The 9,858-nt window shown below is 35.0% G+C and carries 7 protein-coding genes; 5 read left to right on the forward strand and 2 right to left on the reverse strand.

Annotated elements, in window-relative coordinates; all coding sequences use genetic code 11:
* Positions 1-591 precede the first annotated feature (591 nt).
* The 4 genes from lptC to ACP6PK_RS08555 all read left to right on the forward strand — a co-directional run bounded on the left by lptC (position 592) and on the right by ACP6PK_RS08555 (position 4,632).
* Entirely contained in the window at positions 592-1,755 is a 1,164-nt protein-coding gene (gene lptC, locus ACP6PK_RS08540; protein ID WP_426559248.1) for an LPS export ABC transporter periplasmic protein LptC, read from the forward strand.
* Between the two features lie 802 nt (positions 1,756-2,557).
* Positions 2,558-2,686, forward strand: coding sequence for a hypothetical protein (locus ACP6PK_RS08545; RefSeq protein ID WP_256386514.1), 129 nt, complete (start codon positions 2,558-2,560; stop codon positions 2,684-2,686).
* 258 nt (positions 2,687-2,944) lie between these two features.
* The gene (locus tag ACP6PK_RS08550; RefSeq protein WP_094672296.1) at positions 2,945-3,172 is read left to right on the forward strand and encodes a hypothetical protein; all 228 of its coding nucleotides are present in this window, start codon (positions 2,945-2,947) and stop codon (positions 3,170-3,172) included.
* Between the two features lie 383 nt (positions 3,173-3,555).
* Positions 3,556-4,632 (forward strand): tocopherol cyclase family protein, encoded by a 1,077-nt coding sequence (locus tag ACP6PK_RS08555; RefSeq protein WP_426559249.1) that lies wholly within the window; start codon positions 3,556-3,558, stop codon positions 4,630-4,632.
* Positions 4,633-5,887: 1,255 nt separating this feature from the next.
* Here ACP6PK_RS08555 and ACP6PK_RS08560 read toward each other — a convergent pair.
* The gene (locus ACP6PK_RS08560; protein ID WP_426559258.1) at positions 5,888-6,334 is read right to left on the reverse strand and encodes a LuxR C-terminal-related transcriptional regulator; all 447 of its coding nucleotides are present in this window, start codon (positions 6,332-6,334) and stop codon (positions 5,888-5,890) included.
* 679 nt (positions 6,335-7,013) lie between these two features.
* On the opposite strand from ACP6PK_RS08560, the gene ACP6PK_RS08565 reads away from it, so the two are divergent.
* Complete coding sequence (locus ACP6PK_RS08565; RefSeq protein ID WP_426559250.1) at positions 7,014-7,253, forward strand: hypothetical protein; 240 nt, start codon at positions 7,014-7,016, stop codon at positions 7,251-7,253.
* 243 nt (positions 7,254-7,496) lie between these two features.
* Here the strand turns inward: ACP6PK_RS08565 and ACP6PK_RS08570 are convergent, their stop codons facing one another.
* A complete protein-coding gene (locus ACP6PK_RS08570) occupies positions 7,497-8,807 on the reverse strand; it encodes a D-alanyl-D-alanine carboxypeptidase (RefSeq protein ID WP_426559251.1) in 1,311 nt (436 codons plus the stop codon).
* Positions 8,808-9,858 lie beyond the last annotated feature (1,051 nt).

Below are 9,858 nucleotides of genomic sequence, written 5' to 3' on the forward strand. Positions count from 1 at the left end.
GAGACAATTTAATCTTTGATTATCCTTATTTTTACTTCTCCCGTACGGACGTTTTGCTAACGCAAAGCTCCGCTAACGCTGTGCGACATGTTTGCGGAGCATTCCGGAACGGAAAACGCATTTTTGCCTGTGCAACGTCCCTACACTCCCCTACTCTGAAATAGATAAAGTTTTTGAGAAATGGTATTACGCCTCCTCTTTTAAGAGGATAAAAAAAAGAAGATTATGTATTTCAAGCTTCCTTATTCAGTAGAGGTACTGATAATACCAATTTAATAAGTCTTTTTTACAAATAGTAGAAGCAAGAAGGAAGAAGGAAAAAATATTTAAAAAAATGTAAAAACAATAGATATAAATATCTAAAATGAATTGGAGTAGCTATTTTTAAGCATATCTGACTGAGAGCTACCTTTTTGTAGCATTCTTTTTTCAAGCTGCTATTATACCTCTGGCAAAAATTAAAATGAATTTTTTTTACGTTTTTAATACTTTTATCTCCTGTTTGTTTCCTATTTCTTATTGCCTCTTCCTTATTGAAGACTTATGTAATAATTAGATTGAGAACAACGATATGAACATAATAGACTTTTTATGATAAAACAAAATAATTCTTTTTCCCATGCAAAAAAATCATCAATCCCTTTATTAATATTAGTAACTTTACTTCTAGAAATAACAGCTTGTAATCAACAAAATAAAACTCCAGAAAATATCTCAGAACAACCTATTCCTAATCAAACACCAGAAAGTGATTTAACCTTAAATGACGTTACTCTTGAAGAAGCATCTGAAGCAGGTGAAATGTTGTGGAGGGTAAAATCTAAACAAGCTTCGTATGTAAGAGATAAAGAATTAGTTAGGGTAACTAAACCTGAAGGTGAATTATTTCGAGATGGAAAATTAGCTTATAAAATTACTGCATTACAAGGAGAAGTATATCAAGATGGAAATAAAATTTTACTGATACAAGAAATAGAAGTATATGACATTCAAAATAAAATAACTATCAGAGGACAACAATTAGAATGGTTAACTGAACCAGGAATCATTATTGTTCGCAACAATATAACAGGTAGTAATGAACAAATACAAGCATCAGCTCAAACGGCAAAAGTTATTAGTCTGGAAAAAAGGATAGAGTTCTATGGTCAAGTAGTAGCTATGTTCCAAGAACCTGTAATGAAAATACAAACAGACCAATTATTTTGGCAGATAGATCAAAAAAAATTGATTGCTAATCAACCAATCAAAATAGAAGAATTAAAAGATAACAAAGTTATTGGTATAGCTTATGGTGACGAATCAGAATTTAATTTAGAAAGTCAAATAGCTACTCTAAAGAAAAATGTACAACTACTCCGAACTAATCCAAAATTACAAATAAGTAGTGATTTGATGATTTGGAATATGCCACAAGATTTGATTGATTCACCAGGATATATAACAGTATTAGAACAAGGAGAAAAAGTAGTTTTACAAGCAAATAAAGGTCAAGGAAATTTTCAGAATAATACTTTTGTTTTATCAGGAAATGTTATTGGTGTTGCACAAGAAAATCAAGCTCAATTAAATAGCGATCGCCTAACTTGGTATTTGGAAAATCAAACTTTTGAAGCAGAAGGTAATGTATTTTATCGTCAAGTCGATCCTCCATTTAATGTTAGAGGTCCAAAAGCAGTGGGACAGCTCAAAAATGAGACAGTTATTATTCAGGGTGGTCAGAACAATGTAGTAACAGAAATTATTCCTCAATAATGTATTTAAACTGTCTTATACCAAGCATGATAAATGTTTGCTACAAATATTTAGATAACTGCTTAGGAGTCAGAAGTCAGGAGTCAGGAGTCAGAATAAATATATTAAGTATGATTTCTTAGCTTGAATATCTCTTTTTAGTCAGAGGAGCATCTGATGTAAGATATTTGGTTGTGCATCAGTAAAGTGTGGGATAAGTCGCGTAGGGCTGGTCAATCTAATCTAAAAGCACTGATATATAAAGGTTGAGCGCCCACATGGTCGCGAAAAAAAGTGCAAATTTTTTAGCCTTTGAGACTAAAAAGTTAGCACGAAAGGCAGACACTTCCCAAAAAGATACAGGTACAATTATTTCTCCTACTTCCCCACACTTCCCACACTTCCCACACTTCCCACACTTCCTTGACGCACTACCAGATATTTTAACTCTCCTAATTATTTGTAAAATTCTTTTTTCAAAATGGTATTACTAGATAATAAAGTTCCTCAAAAAATATACTTCTACATAATGAGTGGATAAATTTTGACTTTCTGATTGACCAAGAAATAAGGTCTCAAGCTTCCCTATTACTGGAGGTACTGATAATTAGGGTTTGCTGAATAAGTATGAGTGATAAGGGTAGGAGTCAGAACCCACCCCTAACCCCTCCGGTGGAGGGGGAGTCAGCAGGTAAGGATTTAGGTATCTCAAACCCAGTTATAGAGAGACTTCTGAAAACGACTGACTCAGCCATTTAATAACCTTATTCTCAATAATCAGGAAAATAAAGGCTTATAGCAATCTCTAATTGAGAATAGGACTTTGGAGCAAAATGCGGTCAATACTTATCCATCAAGATTTATAGGCTTTTCCATAGAACCTGAATCCTTACGTCAGGAGTCAGGAGGAATGGGAGCTATAGAGGAAGTAGTCGCAAGAATGGTTTGTTAATTTTTCTTTCCTAGTCAGCCTTATAATGCTAACTTTTTGAACCTTTTGGACTAACATCTTGCACTTTTTCAAGACCATTAAAGGCTAAAATCTTTATCTGTCAATGCTTTTCAATTTAATCAGCAGAGCAATAATTAATAATTGAAATAACCCAAGTCCATTTTCATAAGATGTTAATTTTTCTGTAGTTATTGTTACAAAAGAACAGGGGACGTGCCAGATTAGTTATTAGAAAAACATCATGTGGAGAACAAAAAAATGAATACTGATGAACAAGCCCGGGAACTAATGGTAAAAAATAGACACCATGAAGAACATATACAAGAATCTATGCTAAATCGTTCCTCAGAAGAAGTGGAACAAACAGCAAACCACATAGAGGAAGAAAAAGCCAGAGAATTAATGGCTCAAGAACGGCAAAATGAAGAACATCTACAAGAATCTATGCTAAATCGTTCCTCAGAAGAAGTAGGTCTTTCTAAATAATCAAGTTACATTTTAGGATAGAATATAAAATATTGGGTACAATCGCAATATTACTAAAACAATGTGAGCGTACCCTTTATCTATATAAGTATCTAGCTTATTTGACATACTCCCGACGTTGCGTAAGCGCAACATAACGATAACGATGACGAACCCGGGATTCTTCAGTCAGCAAAAACTGACTGCTGTTTTAACAGAGGTGATGTCCTCCCCCTGTGATGAAGGTTAGAATAACAAAATCCTCCTAGCATGTCTTGCGGCTGATGAACCTTTAGCTTGTGGAGGTATCCGAATCTTTGCCCTGGCTTTCCCATACGACGCTCCCCCACCGGAGAGCGCGGGAATTCCCGCCAGGGAAGTTAAACAAAATTACTTAAGGAGTTGTGAGAGAATACCCAAAACAAACACCCCACAGTGGCTATCACTGGGATGGTAGCGATCGCCGTTTCTTTGAAGGTTGGTATTATCGAGTCACCCTACCAGAAAAGAAACAAACTTTCGCCTTCATGTACTCTATAGAAGATCCTATCGGTGGTCAACCTTATAGTGGTGGTGGCGCTCAAATTCTTGGCCCAAATGACGAATATCTCTGTCGGACTTTCCCAGATGTGAAAAAATTTTGGGCAACCCCGGAGGTTCTAGAATTAGGTCATTGGGGAGAAACAAATTTACAAGGTCCAGTTGGCTATTTAGATCCACAAGTATTTCAGGATAAAATTCAACAAGGATATCAAGCTACAGCAACTTGGCATCAAGGAATTCTCTTCGATCCAGGAAATAATAATTATTGTCGTTGGCAATATCAGACAGAACCTATTTATGGTTGGGGAAACCCAGATGTACAACAACAGTCAACTGCTGGTTGGCTATCATTTTTACCAATTTTTGAGCCTGGATGGCAAATATTAATGGCTCATGGTCTTGCCACTGGTTGGATAGAATGGAATGGCAATACTTATAAATTTACTAATGCACCAGCATATAGCGAGAAAAATTGGGGTGGTGCTTTTCCGAAAAAGTGGTTTTGGCTTAACTGCAATAGTTTCTATGATGAACCAGATTTAGCTTTAACTGCTGGGGGTGGTAAGCGAGGAGTATTGTGGTGGATGGAAGAAGTGGCAATGGTGGGTATTCATTACCAAGGCAAATTTTATGAGTTTGTACCGTGGAACTCTGAAGTATATTGGCAAATTCAGCCTTGGGGAGAATGGAAAATGCAGGCAAAAAATGATTTATTTGAGGTAGAGTTGACTGGGACTACAAATTGTTCTGGTACACCTCTACGGGCACCATCAGAACAGGGATTAATATTTTTGTGTCGGGATACTATGCGGGGTAATTTAACTTTGAAGTTAAGAGAAGTTAGGGATGGTTATTCAAAGTTGATTTTGGAAGCGCGTAGCGATCTATGTGGTTTAGAAATTGGTGGAGAGTCTTGGGAGCAACCTTGGGTGAAATGATAATGGATAATGGATAATTGATAATTGATTTTGAGCAATTTTATGTCTGGGAAAAGTACCAGCTTTTTGGTTGATAAAGTTGAAAAAGTTAGCATTTTAGGATAACTTCACTCTCGCGATTCTTTCGACCACCTTCTTACTAACTCCCATTTCTCTTGACTCTTACAGCATATTTCGGGGAAATGAGGTACAAAGTAAGTGGTGAAAATATTGCAGCGCTGGCATCTTGCCCGCGATGGGTGTACCTCATAACGCGCGGAAACCGCTGTAACTACTACCTACTCCCTACCTCAACAAAAAGACTTCCATAAGCAAACCCTAAGTAGAGCAATGGGGATGTATTACTTATGGCTACTGACATTTTCTGTTTCCAATTCTTGCAATTCTTGAGTCAAGGGAAAGACTTAATATTTCTCTAAGTTGAGTAGAAATTATACCCTTGACATTCCTGCTAGTTCGGCTGCTTTGCTAGAGGATAAACAAGCCATTTCATAGAGTTAACTACTGCTAATATCCGTAACTCTTCTACATCCGTAACTCTTCTACAAATGTTGTTGTATCTGCGTTGGTTGCTTCCAGGACTGATGCAGGTATTTCCATTGATAAGTAGGTGGACAAAGTTATTTATATATAATATTTTTTGTTAATCCTTCGATGGCTCTGTGACAGAGAAATCAAAAATGCACAATTAATTCTGTCCAGGTACTTATTTGGATAGGTTTCATGGGGGGGAAGATTTTTTTGAGTGCTAATAATGGTTTAATGCTAATTTATTTTTGACAAAAAAAGCATTGCTCTTTAGAAGTCAGAAGCAATTTCTGACTGAGTTTGAGAATTTAGAAATCTCAGCACCCATTATGAGGCCAGAGTTTGATTATGTAATCGTCACAATCGCTCAAGTTCGATGTCCAGAAATACGAAACCCATTATGAGGTCTGGTGGTCACCACCGCTGGAGGTGCAGAAAAACGAATATTAAATCTTAAGCTTAAGTTGGTTTTTATAGAAGCCCTAAGCGTATCTCCATAAAATAGGTCCTGGTGGAGAATTAATTGATAAAAAATGGGTAATAATTGATTTGATGATGGGATGAGTGGCAGATATCTAATACACCCCATCTCCCCATCTCCCCCACTCCCCCACTCCCGTACGGGCGATTTCGTTTCCTGCGGAATGCTGCGCAAACCGAATGCTGTCGCTTTCCGCGTAATTAGGAGCATTCCGTAGGAAATCGCCCCTACTCTCAATCTCTAATTTTAAATAGATCCCTTCAGGGGTTCTATATATCCTGCTTCTTTAAGGTGTTTACTAACTTCTAACGGGTGATTAATTTTTTTACCAGTAAGTTCTTTGACATATTTATATAAAGTTTTTGATAAATCACTTTTCACTGTTTTTTGAGATAGATAAAGTTCATTGGATATTTCTTCGGTATCCAGTTCTTGAAGCAACAGATGTAACCAACAAGTTTCTTTATTGGTAAGATTTTTACCTTTCTTAAGAGCTAAATATTCTAATATTCTATCTATATCCCATATAGAAAGTAAGTTTATTGTTCTTCTATATCCTGCTTCTTTAAGGTATTTACTAACTGCTAACGAATGACCAATTTTTTTACCAGTAAGTTCATTAACATATTTATATAAAGTTCTTGATAAGTCACTTTTCGCTGTGTTTTTAGATAGATAAAATTTATTAGATATTTAGTCAGTAGCTTGTCCTTTAAGCAACATACGCAACCAACAAGTTTCTTTATTGGTAAGCTTTTTACCTTCAAAATATTCTTTTAAACTATTCAAATCTTGTAACAGTCTATCTATATCCCACTCTTTTTATACCTCCAGACATTCAAGAAATTTTTCTTGATTTTCCAAGTTTTTTGTATTATTCAATATAGGACAATACTTTTTTAATAATGAGGTCATAACTTTAACAATTTACTTTAATAATAGAAAACTCAATTAGCTAAATAGCATTTAGAGATTGAATGTATCAGGAAATATAAAAAGGAGATAGGGAACACTTAACTGGGAATAGGTATGGAGGTCCGAAGAAATACAAGGGCAAATATTTGTCGCTATTAAATCTAGGAATATATGTACTGAATACTTCTCTATCTACCTTCTTTCAATCCCTTGAAGTATTACCGCTTTTAGATTTTAGTCACTCGTATACTCTCTTAATAATTATTTTACAAACAGTATCTTAAGCAAACAGTGAAATAAAGTTGCTATGGATATAGTCTACAAGATATTTCTCTAAAAATCTAGCAACAATAGTTGTAAAAATAAAATTGCGTTTTCACAACTATTGTTGCTAGACACTAACAAAAACCAGTATCCATAATGAAGAAAAGATAGATAAAAGAGGATGATTTTTCCTATGAAGAGACAACTTCTATATTTCAATATCCAATCCCGTCAATTTTCTTGTATGTTGGTATTTGCGAATCAAACAACTCCATCAATAGCTGATATTGTGATGAAAATATTGATGTTTTTACCATTGATTTTTGGGCAGCCAAACTTGGAAACACTTCCAGCTAAAGAATTAAAAGAAAATTTATCCTGTCATCAGTTATATATGGATAATTACAAAGACAAAAAAGGTGAAATAGCTTAATTTTTTTAAATAACAAATCAAATGTGATAGAGTAAAAATTAGATTTTTCTATGCAAAAAAAGGTGATTATTGACTATAGCACCAGGCAAATAAGTTAAGATATTAATACCACCTAAAAATCTATTGCAGTTCGCCATTGCCTGTTGCCTATCTTGTACTTATTATTTTAGAGAAAAGAAAGAAAAAAAATAATCATCTGTTCGCCAGTCTCTACTCAAAACTTTCCTCAAACTTAATTTCCTATTAATTTCCTAAAAGAATATCGTTTCTTTGACTATCCCCCAAACCTAACCTATTACCATTTATCTTAGGAATAATACCTATAGGTGGCATTGTTACTCCCCACCTATTAACTAATTCCTGTAAAAATTTATCTTGCTCTGCTCGTGTTTCCTCCCAATAAGGACTCCGGTTAACTATCGTAAACCAAACCAAACCCTGTTCCCGCGTTGGAAAAACTCCCGCTAAAGCAATCACATCATTCAAAGTACCAGTCTTCACCGCTGCTCCCTGGGGAATATTCCGTGACTGGTCTGCCAAAGTTCCCGTATCGTAACCAGATACCGGAAACAGATCGGCAATAACCCACTCAGAAGTTTGCAGACGCTGTTGAATAGCTACTAACATTGCAGTTGCCGCTCTTGGAGAAATCTGATTTTCTACTCCCAACCCAGAACCATTAATTAATTGTATTTCTCCTTCAGGTACTCCAGCACTCCAAGCAGCTTTTCGTTGCACAACTTTTGGTCCTCCCAAATTTTTCGCCAACCTCTCAGCTAAATTATTCTTACTTTCGGCATTCATCGTTTTGAGGATATACACCAGGGGTAAGGACTTGTGTCTAATAATAGGAATTTTCTGAGATACAGATTTTTGGGATATGACAGAACCAGCGATCGCTACTTTCGGCATTGGCGTTCCTGGAGGCATTCGGTTATAGATACTTCTGACATTTCTAGACCAAGTTGCTGAATTTATACCTTCTTGCAAGAACTGACCAGCTACTACATGGTTATACCGTTCATTCATCCAAAAATTACCTACTATAACCAAATTACCAGTCACCTGATTAATGCCCAATTTTTCTATGGTGTTTCCCAGGGCGATCGCCTCTTCCCAGACAAAATAAGGGTCACTACCACCATTAATGACTAAATCTCCTCGCAAAATTCCATTGGTAATTGGACCTGTGGTACTAATCAAGGTTTCAAATTGATGTTGCGGTCCCCAAGTTTCTAGTGCAGCTAAAGATGTAGCGATTTTAGTTAGAGAAGCACCGGGAATCGGAATTGTGCCTTCGTGACTATGTAGAGATATTAGTTCTGATTGTATCCAGATCCCCTGAGCATCAGCAGTTAGTAATCCTTTTGTTTTTAAGCCTTCTAGGTATTCATCTACTTCTAAGGTCAATATTTCATCTGAATTTTCAGGTGAAATTAATTGGGGTAGACCTGCTTGCCATTTTAGTATTGCTATAGTATTTTTCCCAATAGTTTCTATCCCTGCCATTTCTAACCAGAGAGATATGACTCCGTAGCTGAACAATTCCCACATATATTAATTCAATATTTTACCAATTTTTTCATCATAGGGAATTTGAATAATATATCCTACTATCGGTAATGATTCAGAAACTACCTTTAATTGTTCTATTAAAAATTGAAAATATATTAATTACTATTGCGCAATAGTTAAAGCTCTAAACTTAGTATGTTAATTCTGATTATATTAATTCAATATTTTACCAATTTTTTCATCATAGGGAATTTGAATAATATATCCTACTATCGGTAATGATTCAGAAACTACCTTTAATTGTTCTATTAAAAATTGAAAATATATTAATTACTATTGCGCAATAGTTAAAACTCAAAACTTCATATGTTAATTCTGATTAATTCTGAAAATTCAGATGAAATTAATTGAGGTAGACCTGCTGAGCATTTTAGTATCGCTATAGTATTCTGCCCAATAGTTTGTATCCCTGCCATTTCTAGCCACAGATGTATAACTCCGTAGCTGAACAATTCCCACATAGATCAGTTCAATGTTTTTCAAATCTTTCTATTATAGCGAATTTGAATAACATATATTGCTACACATAATGATTCAAAAGCTAATTTAATTGTTCTATCGAAAATCAAAAATTTATTAATTAGTGTTGCGCAATAGTTAAGACTGAAAACTTAATATGTTAATTCTGAAAATTCAGATGAAATTAATTGAGGTAGACCTGCTGATCATTTTAGTATCGCTATAGTATTCTGCCCAATAGTTTCTATCCCTGCCATTTCTAACCAGAGAGATATGACTCCGTAGCCTAACAATTCCCACATACATTAATTCAATATTTTACCAATTTTTTCATCATAGGGAATTTGAATAATATATCCTACTATCGGTAATGATTCAGAAACTACCTTTAATTGTTCTATTAAAAATTGAAAATATATTAATTACTATTGCGCAATAGTTAAAACTCAAAACTTCATATGTTAATTCTGAAAATTCAGATGAAATTAATTGAGGTAGACCTGCTGATCATTTTAGTATCGCTATAGTATTCTGCCCAATAGTTTCTATCCCTGCCATTTCTAACCAGAGA

It is taken from the genome of Dapis hubbardiae BLCC-M172 (assembly GCF_050016015.1).
Lineage (GTDB): Bacteria > Cyanobacteriota > Cyanobacteriia > Cyanobacteriales > Microcoleaceae > Trichodesmium.